Raw genomic sequence first — 19,587 nt, forward strand, 5'->3', positions numbered from 1 at the left:
GGCCGGCCCAGCGCGTTGGAGACGAGGCGCTGCACCACGGGGTCGTTCGGCGTCTGGTCGTGCTCGATCACATCCGCCGGGCACTTGTCCTGGATGGTGATGTTGGTGACCTTCTGCGCGGATCCGGCCAGGAACTGGCTCTGGTACGGGGTCACCACCTCATCGTGCGTGGTGGAGATGACGGTGTACACCGGTCCGGCCACGGTGTCTCCGATGGAGTTCAGCTTGGTCAGGAACGCGGAGCCGGCCTGCTGGTCGGCGCAGGCCTGGCAATTGGAGCCGCCAACCGACGTTGCCGGCGGCACGGAGCCCGGGGCCGGTGTAATCAGTCCCTGGGTCCCGTGGTTCGACGGGGCGATGCCCACCAGCTGGTTGACCTTTTTCGCCCCGTTCAGGAACCCCAGGTAGTACCGGGGCATCATCCCGCCCTGGCTGTGCCCCACCAGGTCCACCTGCTTTGCTCCGGTCGAGGCCAGCACGGCGTCCACGAACGGGGCAAGCTGGGCCGCGGAGTCTGCGACCGGTCCGGTGGCATCGATCCCGTTGGTCGCTCCGTAATTGAGGGCATAGACGCAGTAGCCCTGGTTCTTGAGGGCAGGCGCCATGGTGGCCCAGTTCTTCGCCATGTTCTCAAAGGTGCCCGGGACGAGAATCACGGGACGGGGGTGCGCCGCGCTGGGCTTGCAGGACCAGTCGTTTGCCCCGGGCGGGGAGACGTCAACAGTGTCTGCGGTGGCCGCGGGGGCCGACGCCAGGGATCCGCAGAGCAGGGCGATGGCTGCGAGCGCGGCGGACTTGGCGACTGCGCGGGCCGGTCGGGACGCAATATTGGGCTTGGTCACGGGACTACCTCTTAGGTTGGGCCCCTCAACGGTGAGGGGCTTGATGGATGCAGGCGAGTTGCCGGCCCTTCCCCACTGTGACCTGACTCACGCCCACCCTTTCCACGGTAGGGACCATGGCGCGACGTTCAGAGGGTTCTGCACGTTTGTGCACGCCTATTTGGCCGAACGGGGTTACTTTCCGGTAACCGGGCGGCCAGGGTGCACGTTTTCGCGTTTCGCACCTCCGGTTTCCGCTGGCTTAGCCGACGGCTRCGGCGCCGGACGGCGGGGCGAAGTCCCGGGCGGCCCGCGATCCCGCCCAAGCGCTCGTGGCGATAGTCACCAGCGCGCCCAGGAGCAGGGCCGCGTTCTCTCCGGGCTGCAGGACATGGAGCTGTGTGCCGATGCTGGCTGCCGCCACCGGCACACCCAGCTGGGCGGCGGAGAGTACGCCGAGCGGCAGCGGCATTCCGAACACCCTGAGGCCGGCATGGAGCAGAAGGGTGCCGATCCCCAGCGACAATCCCAGGAGGACCATGTCCGGATGCCCGGCGAGGTCACGCAGGTTAAGGGAAGCGCCCAGCCAGACGAAAAAGATGGGGCCAAGAAAGCCGTCGCTCACGGCAAAAAGCTGGCGGGCCAGGCGCCGGGGTTCGCCGACGGCGGAGACCACCAGTCCGAACGAGAACCCCGCCAGCATCACCGATACGTGGCCGAAGCTCGCCACTCCGGCCAGGGCAAACAGCAGTGCCAGCTGGATCCGCAGCTCCAGGGCAAACTTGCGGTCCTCGGACAACCGGTGCATCCGCTGCCGGGTCCCGTTTCGCTCCAGGGCTCGCAGCACGAAGAAGAGGGCGACGGCGGCGGCTCCCACCGCGAGCGCCCCCAGGGCGGCGCGTCCTGCATTCGGCGGGTCCACCGCCAGCGGCAGGGCGAGAATGCAGGCGATGTCGGCAATGGCCACCTGGGCTGTCGTGGCGACGACGTCCGGTCCGCGCAGGCGCAGTGAGTCGACGATCGGGAGCACCAGGGCCGCGGACGAGGACGCCAGGAGCACGGCGTACAACGGGGCATGGCCGGTGCCGAACGCCAGGCCCACCCCCGTGCCGACGATCACTGCCGCCGCGGCCGCCAGCGCGGTCCGGGCCGACCCCTTCCCCAGGGCCGCTCGGATTTCCGGGTCCCGGACCGGGACGTGGGTTCCGGCGACGAACATCATCAGTGCGAAGCCGATGCTGGCCAAGAGGCTGAGGGTGGGGTCTTCGGGATCGACGAGGGAGAAGCCGGTCCGGCCTATCACCACGCCGGCGAGCAGCTCGCCGAGGACAACGGGCAGCCGCCAGCGGGCCGGCAATGCGAGGAGCGGCCCGGCCAGCGCGACCACCGCGATCAGCGACAGGGACAGGAACGTCATCCGGTGCCTGCCCGGCTGGCACGCGTCCTGCATTCTCTCGCCATGGAATGAGAGTAGCCCCGCGGACGTTCGGGTGCCCGCGTCTGGGCGCCCCGGCGTCGGAGTTAGGGTGCGGCCGGGGGAAGGATGATCTGCATAACCGTTCCGTCGGCCCCCGTCCGGGCAACCTCAACGGTGCCGCCGGCAGCCATGGCAATTTCACGGACCAGGGACAGGCCGATGCCGAAGCTCCGCTGGCGTGCGGCGCCGTCGGACCCGGGCGTCCGGACAAAACGGTCGAAGATGCGCTCCTGATCGACGCCGGTGATCCCCGTCCCGGTGTCCGCCACGGTGATAACAGCCTGGTGCGGCGTGGCCTCGGTTGAAATGGAGACCCGGCCGCCCGGGGGAGTGTGGGCAAGGGCGTTGTCCGCGAGTGCCAGCACCGCACGGCGCAGCGCGTTCCGTTCGATCCGGGCGTGCGGACGGTCGACGGCGGAGAAATCCACGCTGACGTTGCCGGCGGCCGCCAGCTGCTCGAGGCTCTCGGCGACGGAGGCCGCGACGTCGGCCAGATCCACCGGTTCGGCGGCCGGGTCCGGGGTGTCGGCCGTGGCCGCCAGCAGGAGTTCGTTGACGATCCCGGTGAGTGTTGCCGCGTCCTCTCGGATCCGGGCCAGCTGCCTGGCCGCCGCTGACTCCGGCTCTGCGCCGCGCTGCGCCAGCTGGATGCGGGTATCCAGGATGGCGAGCGGGGTGCGGAGTTCGTGGCTGGCGTCCTGGACGAACCTGCGCTGCAGGGCCAGGGCTTCGCCCAGCGGCCGGATGGCGCTGCGGGCGCTGAGCCACCCCACCAGCCCGGCGAGCGCGATGCCGGCGACTCCGGCAACGATCATGGCCTCGAGCAGGTCCTTCGAGTCCAGGTAGGCGTAGGTTGTGCCGCCAGGGCCCGGGGGCACCAGCTCCGGCCGGGCAAGTTTGTTCATCAGATACAGGGCGGCTACGGCGAGCAGGCCCAGGACCATCACGGCGCAGGCAGCACTGATGCGCACAGCCACCTTCAGGGATGCCCTGCGCAGGGTGGACTGGTCCGGGGTTCCACCGCGCGATGGTCCTGGTGTCATCTCTTCCTTAGTCATCGGCGTCGCCGATCTGGTAGCCGACGCCGTGGACGGTCCGGATGACGGACCGGGTGATCTTGCGGCGGAGGTGGTGGACGTAGGTGTCGATCACTCCGGGCTGGTCCGTGGGGTCGAACAGGGCGGCCAAGAGCTCGTCGCGGGTAAACACCCGGCCGGGTTCGGCGGCCAGGGCTGCCAGGAGTTCGGATTCCTTCGCCGTCAGCGACACCAGCCCGCCGTACACCGAGCGGACAGTGCGCGAGGACGGGTCCAGCTCCCAGCCGCCGATGGTGACCGGCCCGCCGGCCGGGGCGTAGCTGCGGGTCAGTGCGCGCAGCCGTGCGGCCAGCTCGCCGGCGTCGAAGGGTTTGGTGACGTAGTCGTTGGCGCCGGCATCCAGCCCGCGGACCTTCTCGTCCGGCTCCGCCAGCGCAGTCAGGATCAGGATGGGCGTGGCGATTCCCTTGGACCGCAGGGCCGCGATCACGGCTATCCCGTCCATCCCGGGCAGGCCGCGGTCGATCACCAGCACGTCCCACGGCTCGGTGAGGCCCAGGTGCAGGCCGTCCTGGCCGTTGGCGGCCAGGCGCACGCGGTAGTCCGGTTCCAGCAGTTCGGCGATCAGCGGTCCCAGGACGGGGTCGTCCTCGACGAGCAGGAGGGCGGGCCGGTCAGTGACTGTCATGCGGCTATTCTTTCGCGGCCAGCTCCCGGTTGGGTTCGACGTCGCCCGTGTCGCCGCCGTCCGCGGCCGGCGTGCCACCGGCATCCGCGGCGTCGCGCCGGTTCTGGCGGCGGCGCTTGAGCAGTTGGATGATCCAGGGAACGACCGAGACGAGGACCATAACGACGGCGATGACGTCGATGTTCTTGGCGATGATCTCGTAGTGGCCCAGCCAGGTACCGAGCAGGGTCACGGACACCGCCCACGCGAACGCCCCGACGATGTTCCAGAGCGTGAAGGCCTTGTACCCGTAGCGGCCGATGCCGGCCGTCAGCGGGGCGAACGTCCGGACCATGGGCACAAACCGGGCAAGTACGACGGCGGCACCACCGTGCCGGCGGAAGAACTCCTCGGTGGTTGCCAGGTGGGCGGTCTTGAGGATCCGTGCGTCATCTTTGAACCACCGTCGGCCGAAGGTGCGCCCCAGCATGTAGCCGACCTGGTCGCCCGCCACGGCGGCAGCGGTGACGACGCCGATCAGCACGGGCAATGTCAGGTGGAGCTGCTGGTGCAGCAGTCCGGCGGTGAAGAGCAGGGAATCGCCGGGCAGGAACGGGAACAGGACGCCGGACTCCACAAACACCATGGCGGCGATGACGCCGAGGGCGGCGGGTCCGAGCCCGGCGAGCAGGCTGGCCGGGTCCAGCAGGGACGGCGTGCCGGCCGCGGCCGCCAGGGCCGGGGCCAGCCCGGTGGTCAAAATGCTGTGCATGGTCACGTCCTTAGGGTCGGTGTGCGCGGACGACGGCGGCGGGCAGCCTGTCGACAAGCCGCGGCGCGAAGCGGTTCCAGAGTCCGGAGAGCAGAACGACTGCAGCYCCTGCGGCCAGGAACGAGCCTGTGACGTCAGTGGGGTAGTGGACCCCGATGTATAGGCGTGACCAGGCAACCACGAGGGCCATGGCGGCGCCGGCGTAGGCGGCCACCTTGGACCAGCGGGTGCCGCGGGCCAGGAAGTAGAGCGCGAAGGCGAGGGCGACGGCGAAGGAGACGTGGCCGGAGGGGAAGCTGTCCGTTCCTGACTCGGGGGCCAGYGGATCGAACAGCTGGGCCTGATCGGGCCGGTGGCGGGCGATCAGGAGTTTGAAGACCTCGCTCGCCGCCCAGCCGGAGCAGGCAACCAGGCCGAACGCCACAGCCGTGACGAGGTCGCGGCGGAACAGCAGGACGCAGAGCGCGATGGCGCCGATCAGCACCAGCCCGGGCAGCGGGCCGAACAGCACACTGATGCCCATGGCGAGCGCGGTCAGCGCCGCGGCGTGGTGCTGGCTGAGGCCCTGGTCCACACTTAGCTCGGCCTGGGTGTCGCCCGGCACCAGCTGAACGGTCAGGCCCAGGGCGATCACGGCGGCGCAAAGGAGCAGGCCCACCAGGAGCCAGTGGCGGACCTGCGGGAGTGCCCGGAAGCGCAGCCCGGCGGCGGGCGGGCCCACCGGGAAGCTGGGTGGTGCTAGGCGGTCCTCAGGGGCAGGTCCAGTCATCGAATCCTCCGGCTCGGTGGTGGGCGCGCAGTCACGCGCTCAGCCCGGGAGTCCCGGCGTAGCCCAGGTACGGCAGGCCGAAGGTGTCTTGGATGCTGGCCAGCAGGCTGTAGTGGTTGTAGGGCGTGGTGGACCAGGTGCCGCCCTTGGTGAAGGGCGAGAGCACCAGTGCGCCCACCCGGCCGCCGCCGGGGCCCGTGATGCCCGGCAGCGCGGAATTCGGTCCCGGGCCCTCGCCGCAGCACGCACTGGCGTCACTCTGCGGTCCGTCCGATTCGTCGAAGGTGATCACCAGGACCCCGTCCTGTTTGAACGCGGGGGAGGAGGTGATGGCGGGCACCCACTGCTTGAGCCACGCGTCGGCGCTGGCCAGGCCGCCCGGCTGTCCATCGACGCAGGGGGAGTCGTGGCCGTCGTGGCAGAGGTTGGGGGTGATCATGGACAGGTTTGGGGTGGAGGCGGCGGAGGCGAGGTCCGTTTTCAGGGATGTGAGGTCGACGTCGTTGGCAGCGCAATCGGGCGAGCCCGTGATCCCGGCGAAGTAGACGAAGGGGTTGTGGCGGGCCGCGTACTGGTCCCCGACTTTGGCTTTCTGGGTGTCGTCAACGGCGCCCAGGGCGGGGTGCCGGCACGGGGTTCCCATGTCCTCCATGTATCCCTTCCACGTCTTGCCGGCGGCCTTCAGCTGGCCGGCGACCGTGGGCACGCTGGCCGGGAAGACGCACCCGTCACCCACGGCCTGGCCGGGGCTGGCCGTGCCGGTGCCGGTGAACGGCGTGTAGCTCTGGCAGTCGGCYTGCATCTGGGGGTTTGGGCCCTGCCCGGAAATCTGGGCCACGTAGTTGGGCTGCGAGTTGTGGGCCGTGCCGAAGTACTGGTTCAACAGCACACCCTGGCTCCGGAGCGTCTGCGAAAGGTAGGGCGCGGCCGACGCCGGTCCCCATGTTTCGTCATACCCCTTGTTTTCCAGGTTGATCACAAAGACGTGCTTGGCGYCGGGCAGGTAACTGCCTGCGGCGGCCGTTGCGGGAGCCGCGGCGTTTGCCGGTGTGCCTGCCGTCGCGGACGGGGGCCCGTAGCTGAGTGCCGCGGCGCCGAGCAGCACCAGCGCGGCCGCAGCGGCCCTCCGGAGGTAGCGGYGGCTGCGGCCGCGGGGCTGCGCGGTGGCGGGCGGTGCGGTGGTGGTGTTCACGGGAGCTTCCATCCGTCGGCGAGGGCTTTCTGTTTCAGGCCGGACCATTCCTCGGCCGCCGGCGGTCCTACGGGAGTGCAGGCCGGCCCGGCGGCGAAGGGCGGCACGAGGTACTTGGGGGCGGCCAGGTTGGGCGGTGTCCCGAAGTCCAGGACTTCGGCGATGTTGCGGGCCGCGGTGTCGCGCGGGGTCAGCGGGGGCAGGTTCCAGCGCCATTCGATCGCCTTGAGGACCGAGGTGTGGTCGTAGACGTCGTGCGCCACGTACCGGCGCCGGGCACGCGGGGAGATCACCACGGAGGGGACCCGGAAGCCGCGCAGCGCGGTGGCGGCGCTGGTGTCGGGGGCGGCGGCCGGTGCGACGTGGTCGAAGAAGCCACCCCACTCGTCGTGGTTGACCACCAGCAGAGTGTTGGCCCAGCTCGGTCCGCTGGTGACAGCGTTGTAGACCTCGGCGAGGAACGTCTCGCCGGAGCGGATGTCCGCGTGGGGGTGGTCATCACCCGAGGTGCCGGAGCCCTCGTCGGTGAACCGCGGGTCGACGAACGACACCGCCGGCAGCGTCCCCGCCGAGCAGTCCGTGAGGAACTCCGAGTARTGGTGYGAGATGCCCTGGTACTTGGYSCCCCASAGCGCGGTGAAGGGGATGTCGCCGTAGTAGTACTTGCCGGMKACSCCKGCGGCGGCSAGCCGGTCCCAGATGGTSGGCAGGGTGGACGTGACGGTCGAGTTATGGATCCGGTCCGTGGCCGCGGAGTGCTGGTAGAAGCGGTTGGGATAGGTCTCGGCCATGGTCGCCGCGAAGTACCGGTCGCAGACGGTCCAGTCCGGGCCGGCCTGCCGCCAGAAGTCGAGGTCGGCGGCGTCGTAGTAGCCGACGGCGAACTCGTCGTTCTCGCCGGCCAGGAGCCAGCCGTTGTTCTTGCCGCCGTTGTACTGGATCCGGCCGCCCTCGTAGGAGTGGTCCGGGTCAGGATGGCCGCAGCCCTGGAAGTCCGTCAGGTGATGGGTCGCATGCGGGATCCCGTAGCGGTCCGTGAAGCTGAGCCCGGACTGTTTGCCGTCCGCGCCGGGCATCCAGCCCAGGAAGTGGTCAAAGGAGCGGTTCTCCATCATCACCACGATGATGTGCTCGATTCCGGAGCCTGCCGGCGTCGGCAGGGCCGCTGCCGTCTGGGCCGCACGGGCCGCGCCCCCGGTGGCGAGGGCGGTGGCCGCGACGGTCCGGGCGGCGGTCATAAAGTGACGTCGAGTTAAGTTCACGCCCAAAAGTAGATCACGAAAAGATCACGGGTCCGGGCCGTTTGTTGGCCCGTTCATGAACAGTTAACCGGGTGTTTAGCAGCCCGAGTGGCTCAGGCCGCGCCGCTCACCCCGGTGGCGCCCTTGGCGTCCTGCCCGTACTCCGCCGTGATGAGGATGGGCAGGTGGTCGGAGGCRCCGCGGGGCAGCGTTTCGACGTTGTCAATCATCAGGCCCTGGGACGTGGCGAAATCAAAGTGGCCCTTGAACACCTTGTACCGGGTGTAGGTCCTCCGGTCGCTGAGCGAGAGTTCGTAGCCCGCGTCCTTCATCTGCTCCGTCAGGTACTTGGTGAAGAACGGATAGTTGAAGTCGCCCACCATCAGCGTCATCGGCCCGCCGCCCATGCTCAGCAGTTCCCCGTGCGCGGCGTGGATCTGGTTCCGGCGCAGGGAGTTCGAGGCCGTAAGCGGCGCGGCGTGGAAGGAGGCGATCACCAGGTCATGGTCTGTTTGGTTGTCCACCACCCGGGTGCCGATCAGCCGTTCGTGTGCTGGTGCCAGGACCCGGTCGTGCAGGGATTTCTTCAGCGCGAAGGTCTTGGTCTCGTAGGCGGTGAAACGGTCCTGGCGGTAGTAGATGGCCAGGCCCAGCCGGTTGCCTCGCGTGGCGTCCGCCAGCTGAAGGTCGCCGATGCTGTCCGGCAGGTCTTCGGTGTCGCACTCCTGGAGGCAGAGCGCATCGATTGCATAGCCRCTGGCCAGGGCTTCCAGTTCGCCGCTGGCCTTGTGTTTCCGGAGGTTGTAGCTGATTACTCGGATCAGGGGGAGCACCTCTTCGCACGATAGTCGGGGTAAGCCTGATCCCGAGTCTACCCAGTCCGGCCGGGGGAGGAGGCGATAGGGTGGTGGGGATTCTCTGATTGTTGCTGCGAAAGGGTCGACGTTGACTGCTGAATTACCGGTGCTGGCCGAGGGCGATTTCTACTACGAGGTGCTCGGCGGCGGGCGTTTCCGCTCCACCGTCCACGCCCAGGGCGCCTGGAACGAGCACGAACAGCACATGGCACCGGCGTCGGGCATTATGGCCGACTGCCTGGCCCGGCACGAGCCGCGCGATGACATGCGCATGGCCCGCATCAGCTATGAGATCCTCGGCCTCATCCCCGGCGGCGAATTCGAGGTCACCACCACCACGCTGCGCCCCGGCCGCACCATCGAACTGCTGCAGGCCGAGTTGGTTGCCGGCGGCCGCGTGGCCATCCGGGCGACGGCCTGGCGGATGGTGACCTCCGATACCTCGGCTGTCGCCGCGTTTGAAGATCCGCGGATCCCGGCACCGGAGAATTGCGAGCCGTACGACGCCGCCACGGTCTGGCCCGGCGGGTACATCGCCTCCCTGAGCATGCGGATCGCCGAGGGGCACCGTGCCGGTTCCGGAACCGTCTGGCTGCACACCGACTACCCGCTGACCGACCGGGCGGACAGCAGCGACCTCGCCCGGCTGATCGGACTGGTGGATACGGCCAACGGCATTGCCGCCCGGGTTCCGCCGGGAAAGGGCAGCTACGCGTTCCCCAACCTGGACCTCCAGATCCACATGTACCGGCGGCCCGAGGGCGAGTGGCTTGGCCTGGACAACGAGGTCTCCTTCGGTACGGACGGCATCGGCCTGACCTCCACCGTGCTGCACGACCTCACGGGACCGTTCGGGCGAGCCGAACAGATCCTGACGCTGCGGAAGAGCTGACCGGCGGCCGCGGCGCCGGCTAGTGGAAAACGAGCCAGCCGACGACGGTGGCCAGGCCGGTCAGGAACGCGCCCCAGAGGATGTCCGCGACCACGATCGCCAGCGGCCAGTTTTTCAGGGTGGCGGCGTTGGTGAGGTCATAGGTTGCATAGGCGAAGCCGCCCAGCGCGGCGCCGTAACCCAGCGCCGTCAGCCAGCTGCCGCCGTCGAGCGCGGGCCGGAGGGCAAAGAAGAGGATCCCGGCGATGTACAGCACGTAGAACACCACGGCGTACCCTAGATGGGGCTTGTCCGACATCAGGTGGCCCAAGTGCCGGCGGTAGAACTTGTTCATCGACTTGAGCCAGACGGCGTCGATGACGGCGAACGCGGCGGCTACCACCAGGAATTGCAGAATGACCATAAGGGAGCATAACAACATGCAGCAGGCCGCGGCGGGACCCCGGAACCTGACGGTGTTCCGGCAGGATCACTCCCTCGGCCCGGCGGCGGACCTCGACTTCGCCCTGACCCTTCTGCAGCGGGTCAAGACCGGGTCCCTGGTCCCCCTGCTGCGGCTCTACCGGCCCGCCCCCACGGTGGCGTTCGGCCAGCGTGACACCCACTTGCCTGGCTTTGACGCCGCCACCCTGGCCTGCCGGGAACTTGGTTTCGAACCGCTGGTCCGGAAGGCCGGGGGCAGGGCCGCCGCGTACCACGAGGGCACCCTGGTGATCGACCACCTGGAGCCCCATGCTGACGCGATTGCCGGGGCCAAAGGCCGGTTCTCCCTCTTCGGCGAGCTGCTGGCGCAGGCCCTGCGCGACGCCGGGGTGGCGGCCGCTGTCGGCGAGATTCCGGGGGAGTACTGCCCGGGCGAATTCAGTGTCCACGGCCGGGATCCCCTGGTCCCGGAGCACCCCATCAAGCTGGTCGGCACCGCCCAGCGAGTGGTGGCCGGCGGCTGGCTGTTCAGCTCCGTGATCATCGTGGAGAACTCCGCGCCCATCAGGGCAGTCCTCGAGGCGAGTTACGCCGCGCTGGGCCTTGACTGGGACCCGGCCACCGCCGGCGCCGCCGATGACCTGGTCCCGGGCCTGGACGTGCCCGCCGTGGAGGCAGCCGTACTGGCCGCCTACGCCCGGTACGCCACGCTCGACGACGGCGACTTCGGCGCCCTGCTGCCCTAACGGCCGAGACGGCTCACGCTGGGCGGGCGGCCAGGAGCTGTTCGCGCAGGATATCGGCGTGCCCGCAGTGCTGGGCCAGTTCCCGCAACAGGTGCAGGTAAACCCACCGCAGCGGCAGCGGGCCGCGCCTGTTTCCGGTCACCAGGTGGTCCAGGCCCAGGGGTGCGGCGCGCTCACGCGACTGGGCGCAGGCTTCCCGGTACGCGGCCTGGACGCCGGCGATCGAGTCATCGGCAGCCAGGATGAAGGACTCGTCCGGGGTGGCCGGAATACCGATGTCCTGCCGGCTGCGGCGGGTGATGGCCTCGTCGAACCAGACCTTCTCCACGAACGTGGCGTGCTTGACCAGCCCCAGCAGCGTGGTGCGGGAGGGGACCAGGGACGCGCGGGCCTCCTGTTCGGTCATTCCGTCCAGGCAATCGTGCAGCGCGGCCCGGTGTTCGTCGAGGAACGCGTCGAACTGCGTCCGCAGATCCGCCGCGAAAATACCGGGCTCCGTGCTGGGGTGATGGCTCATAGGCCACATCCTAATAGCACCCGGCCCGGCACCGGCCCCTGCGGCCCCTGCGGCCCCTCCGGCCCGGCCGGTGCTATCCGCCCGGAGGACCTACCGGCGGGTAGCGCCGGAACGCGGGCTGCGTCACAAATCCGGCGGTTTGACTTTCCGGCGTGATCCATCCCACACTGAATCCGCCGGACAATCCTTCCGAGGAGGTCCCGGCGATCATGTTTGGCGGTTACCGGCCCGAGCCAGGGCACGGCAACCATGACGACGCGTTCTTGCCCGGAGCCACCCTCCGCAGCGCCGCGTCACCCCCTATAAGTAAACAAGCCTATGATCTGCGGCGGGAGAGTCCTGCCGGTACATGCAGCAGGCGCCGTAGGAGCAAATCCTCCCCAGGAATCTCTCAGGCCCACGTACCGCCGCGGCGAGGCAACTCTGGAAAGCAGCCGGATCATTTCCCGGCTCACCGACGGTGCAAGCGGTTCCTGCGGGGGCAGGTACGCGGAAACTCTCAGGTCCAAGACAGAGCGGGGAGGAACCCGAATCATCGTGGCACCAGCCACTTGAACGATGGAGTTCCTTATGACGATTCAGCGACCACCTTCCACCATGGTTGAAGCTCCCCACCTCGAGCGGCAGCTCAGCAACCGGCACATCCAGCTCATCGCGATCGGCGGCGCCATCGGCACGGGCCTGTTTATGGGCTCGGGCAAGACCATCTCCGCGGCCGGCCCCTCGGTCATTTTCGTCTACATGATCATCGGCTTCATGCTGTTCTTCGTCATGCGGGCCATGGGCGAACTGTTGCTCTCCAACCTGCACTACAAGTCCTTCAGCGATTTCGCCGCCGATCTGCTGGGCCCGTGGGCGGGCTTCTTCACCGGCTGGACGTACTGGTTCTGCTGGGTGATCACCGGCATTGCCGACGTTATTGCCATTGCCGGGTACTCCCAGGAGCTCTGGCCCGGCCTGCCCCTCTGGATTCCGGGCCTGGTCACCATCGCGATCCTGCTGCTGCTGAACCTGACCACCGTCAAGGCCTTCGGCGAGACCGAATTCTGGTTCGCGCTGATCAAGATCGTCGCGATAGCGGCGTTGATTGTGGTGGGCCTGTTTATGATCTTCAGCGGGTTCAGCTCCGACGCCGGACCGGCGACTTTCAGCAACCTCTGGAGCCACGGCGGGTTCTTCCCGAACGAGTTCATGGGCTTTGTGGCCGGCTTCCAGATCGCCGTCTTCGCCTTCGTCGGCATCGAACTGGTCGGCACCACCGCAGCCGAGGCCAAGGACCCCGAGAAAAACCTGCCGCGGGCCATCAACTCCATTCCGATCCGTGTCCTGCTGTTCTACGTCGGCGCACTTATCATCCTGATGTCGGTCACGCCGTGGACCCAGTTCGCCGCCGGACACAGCCCGTTCATCGCCATGTTCTCCCTGGCCGGTCTCGGCGCCGCCGCCACCGTGGTCAACCTGGTGGTCCTGACCTCGGCCATGTCCTCGGCCAACTCCGGGATTTACTCCACCTCCCGCATGGTCTACGGCCTCGCCCAGGAAGGTGACGCCCCCGCCCCCTTCGCAGCGCTGTCCCGCCGCAAGGTTCCGCAGAACGCCTTGTTCCTCTCGTGCGTGCTGCTGCTCTCCGGCGTCGTGCTGATGTACGCGGGGGAGAACATCGGCAAGGCCTTCGAAATGGTTACAACCGTGTCCGCCGTCTGCTTCGTCTTCGTGTGGTCCATCATCCTGGCCAGCTACCTGGCCTTCCGCAGGCGCCGCCCGCAGCTGCACGATGCCTCGAAGTTCAAGATGCCCGGCGGCGTGCCCATGGTCTGGGTCGTCTTCGCCTTCTTCGCCTTCGTGCTCTGGACGCTGACCACGCAGCCGGACACGTTGTCGGCCCTGCTGGTGACGCCGGTCTGGTTCATCATCCTCGGCGCCGCATGGCTGGTCCTGCGCCGCCGTCCGGTGCACCTGGCCCGTTACGAGGCCTTCAAGGCCGAACTCCAGTCCGAGCAGGATGAAGCTGCCGGATCCCGGAAGGTGGAGAGCCAGTGAGCACCGCAGCAACCCCACAGCCCGGCGGCCCCGCAACTGAACAGCGGGAAGAGCCCGGCGCCGAGTTCGTCCTCACCCTCGACTGCGCCGAATCACCCGGCATCATCAACGCCGTGTCCAAATTCCTCCTGGACCACGGCTGCAACATTGTGGACATCAAGCAGTTCGGCGACCGGCTCGTGGAGCACTTCTTTATGCGCGTGCACTTCGTCTCAACCGGCACCGCGGCGGACGTCGAGGAGCTCCGGCAGGATTTCGCGCCGGTCGCCGCCGAGTGGGCGATGACCTGGCGGCTGGAACGCCACGGCCGGAAGCAGCGGATCCTCGTTATGGTCTCCAAATACGGGCACTGCCTGAACGATCTTCTCTTCCGCGCCAGGATCGGTGAACTCCCGGTCGAGATTGTCGCCGTCGTGTCCAACCACCCGGACCACGAGGGCCTGGTCACCTGGCACGGGATCCCCTTCCACCACGTGCCCGTCAGCCCCGCGACCAAACCGGAGGCAGAAGCAACGCTCCTGGACCTGGTGGAGGCGTACAACGTGGAACTGGTGGTCCTCGCCCGGTACATGCAAGTCCTCAGCGACAACCTCACGGCCAGGCTCGCCGGCAGGGCCATCAACATCCACCACTCCTTCCTGCCGAGCTTCAAAGGAGCCAAGCCCTACCACCAGGCTTACGCCCGCGGCGTCAAGACTGTCGGGGCCACGGCGCACTATGTGAACTCGGAACTGGATGAGGGGCCAATCATCGCCCAGCAGGTCATCGAGGTGGACCACACCTATACCCCGGAGGACCTCGTCGCCGTGGGCCGGGACGCCGAATGCAAGGCCCTGACGAACGCCGTCCGCTGGCACTCCGAGGGGCGCATCATCCTCTCAGGGAACCGCACCGTCATCCTGCGCTGACCCGCGCCCGCCTGCCCAAATTCTGGAGTTCCCTGTGAAGACCCACCTTCCTCTGTCAACCGCGTCCCATGCCCCGCCCGCCCAGCCGGACACAACACTGCCAGCGCGGCTGGAAATCATTCCCACCTCCGGCATCGTCACCAGAGTCCAGGCCGGACTCGCGCCGGGAACGGCACTGACCGTGACCTGCCTTCCCCATCACGGTGTCCAACCCACCCTGGAAACGGCCGTCCAGCTGCGCCGGCTCGGCCACAGCGTAGTCCCGCACCTGGCAGCGAGGAGCCTTGAAAGCCGTGCGCAACTGGCCGGCATCCTTACCGAGTGCCGAACCGCCGGGATCAACGAGGTTTTTGCCGTCGGCGGTGATGCCGCGCAGCCGGCCGGCCCGTACCAGAACAGTGCACGGCTCCTGGAGGACATCGCCGATTTGTCCGGCGGGGCCATGTCCGCCGGCGTTGCCGGGTACCCGGAAGGGCATCCCGGGCAAAGCCAGCTCTACATGCTGGATGCGCTGCTGGAAAAACAGCACCTCGCTACCAGCGTGGTGACGCAGATGTGCTTCTCGGCGGCCCGGATCAGCTGGTATGTCGAGTTGCTCCGCCGCGAAGGCGTTACCCTTCCGGTGTGGGCCGGCGTCGCCGGGTCCGTTCCCCGGACCAAGCTCATTTCGCTGGCGACCAAGATCGGGGTGGGACCGTCCCTGCGGTTCATCAGCCGCAAGGGCCCGCTGGCCCGGCGGCTCCTCGACGGCGGCAACTACTCGCCCAGCCGCCTCGTGGCCGAATTGTCGGCGGCGCAGCCGGCCCTGGCGGGCGTCCACCTCTATACATTCAACAATCTGGAACCGTACGCCGCCGCCGGCGCCGGCGTAACGGCGGCTTCTGGAACGGCGGCGCCGGTGGAGCGGCAGCCATGACCGCGCCGGCGGGCGACGCCGGGCAGCTCCCGCGTCCCGGGCGGCGGCTGCCGTGGGCAGCTCTGCCGCGCGGCCTGCCGGTACGGATTACGGCCGGCGGCCGTTACCTGGGGCCGGGAACAGTGGACGGGTCGACGCCGGACGGTGCGGTGATGTGGGTCCGCTTCAACGGCCTCGAGGGCCGCCGTATGTTCCACCGCGACGACACGGTGTTCGTCGAAGTGGGCAAGTCGAAGTGGGCTAGTCGAAGTCGACTGGGCGGCGGTGGCGGCCCGCGGCGCTGTCAGTGGCCGCGGGCTATCCACTCCTCCAGGTGCGGCGCCTCGGCGCGCACCGTCGTCGGATCGCCATGACCGGTGCGCACCACGGTGTCTGCGGGCAGCGTGAGCAGCCGGTCGCGGATGGAACCGATGATGGTGGGGAAATCGCTGTAGGACCGGCCGGTGGCGCCCGGACCGCCCTGGAAGAGCGTGTCACCGGTGAACACGGTTCCCTTCGCGGGCAGGTAGAAGCTCACCGAGCCGGGGGAGTGGCCCGGGGTGTGCAGCGCCTCGAGGCGGGCGCCGGCCACCTCGAACGTATCGCCGTCGTCGATGCCGTGCTCCGGTTCGGTCCCGGGGAAGACGCGGTCCCACAGCATCCAGTCCTGCTGGTTCAGGTAGACCGGGGCGTTGACCAGGCTGCGGAAGGCGCCGACCGCTGCGATGTGGTCGTCGTGGCCGTGGGTGAGCAGGATGGCCTTGACGTTCCGGCCGGCGACGGCGGCCGCGGTGGCGTCGGCGTCGTGGGCGGGGTCGATCACCACGCAGTCCTCGTCATTGCCGACGATCCAGACGTTGTTGTCCACGTCCCAGGTGCCGCCGTCGAGCGAGAACGTCCCGGACGTGACCAGGCGGTCGATCCGCAGTGCTCCGCCGCTCACAGTTCCACCACCGAACGCAGCACGGCACCGTCGTGCATCTTGTCGAAGGCGTCCTCGATCTGGTCGATGGTGATCCGCTCCGTGACGAAGGCGTCGAGGTCGAGCCTGCCCTGCCGGTACAGGTCGATCAGCATGGGGAAGTCGCGGGACGGGAGGCAATCGCCGTACCAGGAGGACTTCAGGGAGCCGCCGCGGCCGAACACGTCCAGCAGCGGCAGTTCCAGGGTCATCTCCGGGCTGGGAACGCCCACCAGGACCACGGTGCCGGCGAGGTCGCGGGCATAAAACGCCTGCTTGTAGGTCTCCGGGCGGCCGACGGCGTCGATCACGACGTCGGCGCCGAAGCCGCCGGTCAGTTCGCGGATCGCCTCGACGGGGTCCACCCCGGAGGAGTCCACGGTGTGGGTTGCGCCGAGTTCCTTGGCGCGATCGAGTTTCTTGGCGTCGATGTCCACTGCGATGACAGTGGTGGCGCCGGCCAGGGCCGCGCCGGCCACGGCCGCCACGCCCACTCCGCCGCAGCCGATCACGGCCACGGAATTGCCGCGGCCGACGTTGCCGGTGTTGATCGCGGCGCCGAGGCCGGCCATCACGCCGCAGCCGAGCAAGCCGATGGCGGCGGGGTCGGCGTCGGCGTCCACCTTGGTGCACTGTCCGGCGGCCACCAGGGTTTTCTCGGCGAAGGCGCCAATGCCGAGCGCCGCGGTGAGCTCCGTGCCGTCCGCCAGGGTCATCTTCTGGGTGGCGTTGTGCGTGTTGAAGCAGTACTGCGGCTCGCCGCGGCGGCACGCGCGGCACTCGCCGCAGACAGCGCGCCAGTTCAGGACAACCCGGTCACCGGGGGCAACTTCGGTGACGCCGGGCCCCACCGCGCTGACCACCCCAGTGGCCTCATGGCCGAGCAGGAACGGGAAGTCATCGTTGATGGCGCCCTGCTTGTAGTGCAGGTCCGTGTGGCAGACCCCGCATGTGAGGATATCCACCAGGGCCTCGCCGGGCCCGGGGTCCGGAACCAGGATGGTCTCCAGGGTGACGGGGGCGTTCTTGGAGCGGACAACCGCGCCTTTGACTTCGTGGACCATGGGTAGCTCCTTTCATCACCGCGTCCGCGACGGGATGCGGCACGGCGCGGAATCCCGGGGTTAGCTGGGAGTCCGCGCCGTGGTGGTGTGGTGGTGGGTGTCCTGGTGGGGCTTAGGCCGCGAGGCGGGTCTTGACCTCGGCCGCCGAGGGATTGGTGGCTGCCGTGCCGTCCGGGAAAAGGACGGTGGGGACGGTGCGGTTGCCGCCGTTGAGCTTCTCCACAAGTTCGGCGGTGCCTTCGACTTCCTCGATGTTGATCTCGGTGTAGCCGATGCCCTGGGCGTCCAGCTGCTTCTTCAACCGGTTGCAGTAACCGCACCAGGTGGTCGAAAACATGGTGATGGTGCCGGAATCGGGGGTGAAGTCCACGAAGTTCTCCTCAACGCTGGTGGGCGGCGCGCAGTTGGCAGCGCCTCTGCCGGCAAAGCCGGATGTCACTGTGATCAACCGTAACCCGGGAGGCCCTATTCCCGCACGGCGGGTCCCGATGGCATGCTGGTGCCATGTGTGGACGCTACGTGATGGCCCGGGCTGTCGGGGACCTTCTGGCCGAGTTCGACGCCGGACTCGAGGAGGAGGTGGTCATCCCGCCGTCGTGGAATGTGGCCCCGACGGCGGACGTGCCCATCCTGCTGGAGCGGCTGGTGGACGGCGAACCGGTGCGGCAACTGCACATTGCCCGCTGGGGCCTGGTTCCCTCGTGGGCCAAGGATCCGGGCATCGGCTCCAAGATGATCAACGCCCGCAGTGAGAGTGTGCTGGAGAAGCCGGCCTTCCGGAAAGCCACCCGCGCCCGGCGCTGCGCTGTGCCGGCGGACGGATATTACGAATGGAAGGGTGAGGGCCGCGGCAAACAGCCCTATTACGTGCACCCGGCGGACGGCTCCCCGGTGGTCTTCGCCGGCCTCTACGAATGGTGGAAAGACCCGTCCAAGGCCGAGGGGGATCCGGAACGCTGGCTGCTGTCCACGTCGATCCTGACCACTGACTCCCCGCCGGAGGGCTACGCCGACGGGATGCTCGCCGAACTGACAGCGCTGCACGACCGCGTTCCGCTGCCAATGGACCGGGCTACCATGGCGACCTGGCTGGACCCGCAGGCCGATGACGCCGCCGCCCTGGTGGGGCTGGTCCGGGCCGGTGCGCACGACGTCGCCGAGGGCTGGAGGATCGACGCCGTGGGCACCGCCGTCGGGAATGTCCGGAACGATTCCCCGGAGCTGATCGAACCGGTCGGCAGCCTGTTCTAGGGGACACCCCGCCGGTCGCGCGAACGGCTGCGGCGGGCGGCCCGAGGCCGCGCCTAGACCGTGACTTTGCCGCCGGCGTCGACCGTCCACGTGGGGTTGAAGGCGACCTCCCAGCGGAAGCCGTCAGGGTCCGCGAAGTAGCCCGTGTACCCGCCCCAGGGCTGCGTCTTCGGAGCAGCGACGACGGCGCCCCCGGCGGCTTCTGCCTGGCGCAGTGCGGCATCAACTTCCGCGGCGCTGCCCACGTTGTGGCTCAGGGTAATGCAGGGGATGCCGGCCGGGGCGTCCGTGGCCGCCTCTGCCTGCATTTGGCCGGCATCCCACAGGGAGAGAACCAGGCCGTGGTTGGCCTGCAGGAAGAGCACTTCGCCGGGAACCTCGCGGTGGACAGGCCACCCCAGTCCCTCGACATAAAAGCGGCGGGAGGCGTCAACGCTGCGGACACCCAATGAGATGAAGTCGACTCGTGGTTGCATGATTCGATACTGTCATGCACATGTCCACACATCACCGTGACGCCAAACACGCCCAGGCCGACAAGGAACAGCTCGCCGCCGTGCGGGTGGCCGTCGACGAAGTGGATGAGCAAATCGTCGCGCTGATCGGCCGGCGCGAACGGCTAATCCGGATCGCCGGAACCCTGAAAGCCGACAGCGCAGAGGTCAGGGCGCCGGGCCGTGTTGAACGTGTCCTGGAGCACGTCAAGGCAACGGCTGAGCAGAAGGACATCGACACCGACATTGTCGAACAGACTTACCGGGGCATGATCGATGCCTTTATCCGGCTGGAGCTGGAAGTTTACAAGGCCAGCAGCTAAGGCTGCGGCAGGACGCCCCTAGAGCGAACCTAGAGGGATTCTTCTACGGGCACGTTGGACTGGTAGTCCCTGCCCTCACAGTCGCTGTACGCCGTCATGAGGTGGCCCTTGGCCAGGCCCATGACCGTGCTGAGCGGAAAATTCCCGGTAATGGTGTTTCCGGAGTGCTCCACGCCCTTGATGTCGAAGTTCTCCTCCGTGCCGTCGTGGCTGAAGCAGAAAAAGGAGACGGCCTCGCCG

22 protein-coding genes, 1 pseudogene and 1 riboswitch are annotated in these 19,587 nt (G+C 68.3%); of the genes and pseudogenes, 7 read left to right on the forward strand and 16 right to left on the reverse strand.

Annotation, left to right across the window (positions count from 1 at the left end):
- From AC1DHD_RS07175 to AC1DHD_RS07215, 9 genes are all read right to left on the reverse strand, one after another.
- Positions 1-842 (reverse strand): esterase/lipase family protein (locus tag AC1DHD_RS07175; RefSeq protein ID WP_476879054.1); only part of this gene is annotated, 842 nt, incomplete at its 3' end.
- A 241-nt stretch (positions 843-1,083) separates the two neighbouring features.
- On the reverse strand, positions 1,084-2,238 hold the full coding sequence (locus AC1DHD_RS07180) for a cation:proton antiporter (protein WP_476879072.1): 1,155 nt from the start codon (positions 2,236-2,238) through the stop codon (positions 1,084-1,086).
- Between the two features lie 104 nt (positions 2,239-2,342).
- Complete coding sequence (locus AC1DHD_RS07185) at positions 2,343-3,341, reverse strand: sensor histidine kinase (RefSeq protein WP_476879055.1); 999 nt, start codon at positions 3,339-3,341, stop codon at positions 2,343-2,345.
- Positions 3,342-3,348: 7 nt separating this feature from the next.
- Positions 3,349-4,023, reverse strand: coding sequence for a response regulator transcription factor (locus AC1DHD_RS07190; protein WP_476879056.1), 675 nt, complete (start codon positions 4,021-4,023; stop codon positions 3,349-3,351).
- 4 nt (positions 4,024-4,027) lie between these two features.
- Positions 4,028-4,774, reverse strand: coding sequence for a DedA family protein (locus AC1DHD_RS07195; RefSeq protein WP_476879057.1), 747 nt, complete (start codon positions 4,772-4,774; stop codon positions 4,028-4,030).
- Positions 4,775-4,784: 10 nt separating this feature from the next.
- Entirely contained in the window at positions 4,785-5,543 is a 759-nt protein-coding gene (locus AC1DHD_RS07200; protein ID WP_476879058.1) for a phosphatase PAP2 family protein, read from the reverse strand.
- A 31-nt stretch (positions 5,544-5,574) separates the two neighbouring features.
- Complete coding sequence (locus AC1DHD_RS07205) at positions 5,575-6,735, reverse strand: alkaline phosphatase family protein (RefSeq protein WP_476879059.1); 1,161 nt, start codon at positions 6,733-6,735, stop codon at positions 5,575-5,577.
- Entirely contained in the window at positions 6,732-7,997 is a 1,266-nt protein-coding gene (locus AC1DHD_RS07210; protein WP_476879060.1) for an alkaline phosphatase family protein, read from the reverse strand. Before AC1DHD_RS07210 ends, AC1DHD_RS07205 begins: the two co-directional genes overlap by 4 nt.
- A gap of 92 nt (positions 7,998-8,089) precedes the next feature.
- Entirely contained in the window at positions 8,090-8,797 is a 708-nt protein-coding gene (locus tag AC1DHD_RS07215) for an endonuclease/exonuclease/phosphatase family protein (RefSeq protein ID WP_476879073.1), read from the reverse strand.
- A gap of 124 nt (positions 8,798-8,921) precedes the next feature.
- On the opposite strand from AC1DHD_RS07215, the gene AC1DHD_RS07220 reads away from it, so the two are divergent.
- Positions 8,922-9,725, forward strand: coding sequence for a thioesterase family protein (locus tag AC1DHD_RS07220; protein WP_476879061.1), 804 nt, complete (start codon positions 8,922-8,924; stop codon positions 9,723-9,725).
- A gap of 19 nt (positions 9,726-9,744) precedes the next feature.
- Here AC1DHD_RS07220 and AC1DHD_RS07225 read toward each other — a convergent pair whose 3' ends face one another.
- A complete protein-coding gene (locus AC1DHD_RS07225) occupies positions 9,745-10,128 on the reverse strand; it encodes a DUF2177 family protein (RefSeq protein WP_476879062.1) in 384 nt (127 codons plus the stop codon).
- 16 nt (positions 10,129-10,144) lie between these two features.
- On the opposite strand from AC1DHD_RS07225, the gene AC1DHD_RS07230 reads away from it, so the two are divergent.
- Entirely contained in the window at positions 10,145-10,894 is a 750-nt protein-coding gene (locus AC1DHD_RS07230; RefSeq protein WP_476879074.1) for a lipoate--protein ligase family protein, read from the forward strand.
- A 13-nt stretch (positions 10,895-10,907) separates the two neighbouring features.
- Here the strand turns inward: AC1DHD_RS07230 and AC1DHD_RS07235 are convergent, their stop codons facing one another.
- Entirely contained in the window at positions 10,908-11,411 is a 504-nt protein-coding gene (locus tag AC1DHD_RS07235) for a DinB family protein (RefSeq protein WP_476879063.1), read from the reverse strand.
- A 319-nt stretch (positions 11,412-11,730) separates the two neighbouring features.
- A riboswitch (glycine riboswitch) is annotated at positions 11,731-11,828 on the forward strand.
- Between the two features lie 153 nt (positions 11,829-11,981).
- Between AC1DHD_RS07235 and cycA the strand changes: the two genes are divergently transcribed.
- Genes cycA through AC1DHD_RS07250 form a run of 3 tightly spaced genes read left to right on the forward strand, consistent with a single transcriptional unit; the run spans position 11,982 to position 15,275 of the window.
- Positions 11,982-13,451: a D-serine/D-alanine/glycine transporter gene (cycA, locus tag AC1DHD_RS07240; RefSeq protein ID WP_476879064.1), complete on the forward strand. Its 1,470-nt coding sequence runs from the start codon at positions 11,982-11,984 to the stop codon at positions 13,449-13,451.
- Positions 13,448-14,359 (forward strand): formyltetrahydrofolate deformylase, encoded by a 912-nt coding sequence (purU, locus tag AC1DHD_RS07245; RefSeq protein ID WP_476879065.1) that lies wholly within the window; start codon positions 13,448-13,450, stop codon positions 14,357-14,359. Before cycA ends, purU begins: the two co-directional genes overlap by 4 nt.
- Before the next feature lie 34 nt (positions 14,360-14,393).
- Entirely contained in the window at positions 14,394-15,275 is an 882-nt protein-coding gene (locus tag AC1DHD_RS07250; RefSeq protein WP_476879066.1) for a methylenetetrahydrofolate reductase, read from the forward strand.
- Between the two features lie 283 nt (positions 15,276-15,558).
- Here the strand turns inward: AC1DHD_RS07250 and AC1DHD_RS07255 are convergent, their stop codons facing one another.
- The 3 genes from AC1DHD_RS07255 to AC1DHD_RS07265 all read right to left on the reverse strand — a co-directional run bounded on the left by AC1DHD_RS07255 (position 15,559) and on the right by AC1DHD_RS07265 (position 17,649).
- Positions 15,559-16,197 (reverse strand): MBL fold metallo-hydrolase, encoded by a 639-nt coding sequence (locus AC1DHD_RS07255; RefSeq protein ID WP_476879067.1) that lies wholly within the window; start codon positions 16,195-16,197, stop codon positions 15,559-15,561.
- Entirely contained in the window at positions 16,194-17,279 is a 1,086-nt protein-coding gene (locus tag AC1DHD_RS07260) for an S-(hydroxymethyl)mycothiol dehydrogenase (RefSeq protein WP_476879068.1), read from the reverse strand. Before AC1DHD_RS07260 ends, AC1DHD_RS07255 begins: the two co-directional genes overlap by 4 nt.
- Positions 17,280-17,391: 112 nt before the next feature.
- On the reverse strand, positions 17,392-17,649 hold the full coding sequence (locus tag AC1DHD_RS07265) for a mycoredoxin (RefSeq protein ID WP_138769191.1): 258 nt from the start codon (positions 17,647-17,649) through the stop codon (positions 17,392-17,394).
- Between the two features lie 134 nt (positions 17,650-17,783).
- Here AC1DHD_RS07265 and AC1DHD_RS07270 point away from each other — a divergent pair, with 134 nt between their 5' ends.
- Positions 17,784-18,530 carry an SOS response-associated peptidase gene (locus tag AC1DHD_RS07270; RefSeq protein ID WP_476879069.1) on the forward strand — a complete coding sequence of 249 codons (747 nt, stop codon included), beginning with the start codon at positions 17,784-17,786 and terminating at the stop codon, positions 18,528-18,530.
- 53 nt (positions 18,531-18,583) lie between these two features.
- Here the strand turns inward: AC1DHD_RS07270 and AC1DHD_RS07275 are convergent, their stop codons facing one another.
- The gene (locus AC1DHD_RS07275) at positions 18,584-19,006 is read right to left on the reverse strand and encodes a VOC family protein (protein WP_476879070.1); all 423 of its coding nucleotides are present in this window, start codon (positions 19,004-19,006) and stop codon (positions 18,584-18,586) included.
- A 14-nt stretch (positions 19,007-19,020) separates the two neighbouring features.
- Here AC1DHD_RS07275 and AC1DHD_RS07280 point away from each other — a divergent pair, with 14 nt between their 5' ends.
- Positions 19,021-19,347 (forward strand): chorismate mutase, encoded by a 327-nt coding sequence (locus AC1DHD_RS07280; RefSeq protein WP_476879071.1) that lies wholly within the window; start codon positions 19,021-19,023, stop codon positions 19,345-19,347.
- A gap of 29 nt (positions 19,348-19,376) precedes the next feature.
- On the opposite strand, the pseudogene AC1DHD_RS07285 reads toward AC1DHD_RS07280, so the two are convergent.
- Positions 19,377-19,587: pseudogene (locus tag AC1DHD_RS07285) on the reverse strand (hypothetical protein); the annotation flags it as partial.

This window comes from Arthrobacter sp. 05L45_2 (assembly GCF_056397525.1).

Coding starts and splice junctions, on each gene's coding strand:
- AC1DHD_RS07225 (WP_476879062.1), bottom strand. CDS start 10,128: ATGGTCATTCTGCAATTCCTGGTGGTAGCCGCCGCGTTCGCCGTCATC.
- AC1DHD_RS07275 (WP_476879070.1), bottom strand. CDS start 19,006: ATGCAACCACGAGTCGACTTCATCTCATTGGGTGTCCGCAGCGTTGAC.
- AC1DHD_RS07190 (WP_476879056.1), bottom strand. CDS start 4,023: ATGACAGTCACTGACCGGCCCGCCCTCCTGCTCGTCGAGGACGACCCC.
- AC1DHD_RS07230 (WP_476879074.1), top strand. CDS start 10,145: ATGCAGCAGGCCGCGGCGGGACCCCGGAACCTGACGGTGTTCCGGCAG.
- AC1DHD_RS07235 (WP_476879063.1), bottom strand. CDS start 11,411: ATGAGCCATCACCCCAGCACGGAGCCCGGTATTTTCGCGGCGGATCTG.
- cycA (WP_476879064.1), top strand. CDS start 11,982: ATGACGATTCAGCGACCACCTTCCACCATGGTTGAAGCTCCCCACCTC.
- AC1DHD_RS07260 (WP_476879068.1), bottom strand. CDS start 17,279: ATGGTCCACGAAGTCAAAGGCGCGGTTGTCCGCTCCAAGAACGCCCCC.
- AC1DHD_RS07195 (WP_476879057.1), bottom strand. CDS start 4,774: ATGCACAGCATTTTGACCACCGGGCTGGCCCCGGCCCTGGCGGCCGCG.
- AC1DHD_RS07270 (WP_476879069.1), top strand. CDS start 17,784: ATGTGTGGACGCTACGTGATGGCCCGGGCTGTCGGGGACCTTCTGGCC.
- AC1DHD_RS07280 (WP_476879071.1), top strand. CDS start 19,021: ATGCACATGTCCACACATCACCGTGACGCCAAACACGCCCAGGCCGAC.
- AC1DHD_RS07185 (WP_476879055.1), bottom strand. CDS start 3,341: ATGACACCAGGACCATCGCGCGGTGGAACCCCGGACCAGTCCACCCTG.